The 899-nt window shown below is 63.4% G+C and carries 1 protein-coding gene; it reads right to left on the bottom strand.

Annotated features, from left to right (window positions below; translation table 11 throughout):
- Window positions 1-518: 518 nt before the first annotated feature.
- Window positions 519-851 carry a hypothetical protein gene (locus AC1DWF_RS32955; protein WP_476842715.1) on the bottom strand — a complete coding sequence of 111 codons (333 nt, stop codon included), beginning with the start codon at window positions 849-851 and terminating at the stop codon, window positions 519-521.
- Window positions 852-899 lie beyond the last annotated feature (48 nt).

Genomic DNA, 899 nt, shown 5'->3' with positions numbered 1-899 from the left:
GACCGGTATGGCCCCCGCGGCATTGATGGCGGCGATGGAGCCCTACCTGCCCATCATGCGGGTGAGGGCCCTCCTCGGACCGGCAGGGAGCCTCGCCCTGCGAGAGCGGCTGATTCAGAGCGTCGAATCGGCCCTAGGTTCGCGGGACTGATCGCTCAGCCTTCGCCTATCACACGCACGCTCACCTGGTTTACTGACCGGATCAAGAAACGTCGCTTGGGTCGCAAGCTGCCGGACGGACCGCGTCCGAATTCGCTTCATCACCATTGAAAAGCAGACTGGCCGTTATCGGCCACGACCGAAAGGCAAGTGCAGCAATCCAACGACGGGTTTCGAGGTTTCACCGCAATTGCCCGGAATCTTCCACCGTTCAGTGAGCGCAGCCACCCTGAGCCGCTAAAGCACTTTAGGTCGGCTATCACGCTTCCGGCGACGCCCCGTTGTCGGAACAGGCCCCGGTCTGGCGGGGCTTAGAGCTTCATTGGAATCGACGGCGGCGCCTCATGGGCGCCGCTTTGTCAGTCACGAGGAACGTAAATCTTGGGCTTAGGCACCGTGCCTGCCTTCGACGCTGCCGCCTTGGCCCTGCGAGCGGCACGTCGCCGCGTTCGCTTGGAAGCGTGAGCTTTCACTTTGCGGTCGATTTCGGCCTCGGCCTTGGCGTACTCCGGCGCGATGGCTTCACCGACCTTCGCGCGGACTTCCTGGGGGGCCAGGCCCTGCTCCAGGATGGCGTCTTCAAGCGCGGTCATGATGGAATCGATCAGGACATCGGCGGCTCTCATACTCCGCCGGATGCGGGCGAGGTCCGCACGGAAAGTAGCGATTTCCCCGGGGGCCCAATCGATCATCGGTGCGCCGCCTTGACTTCGCGATCCGCCTTGCGAGCGATCTTGGCT

It is taken from the genome of Aminobacter sp. P4_D5 (assembly GCF_056401815.1).
This window is presented reverse-complemented; position numbering and strand designations above follow the sequence as displayed.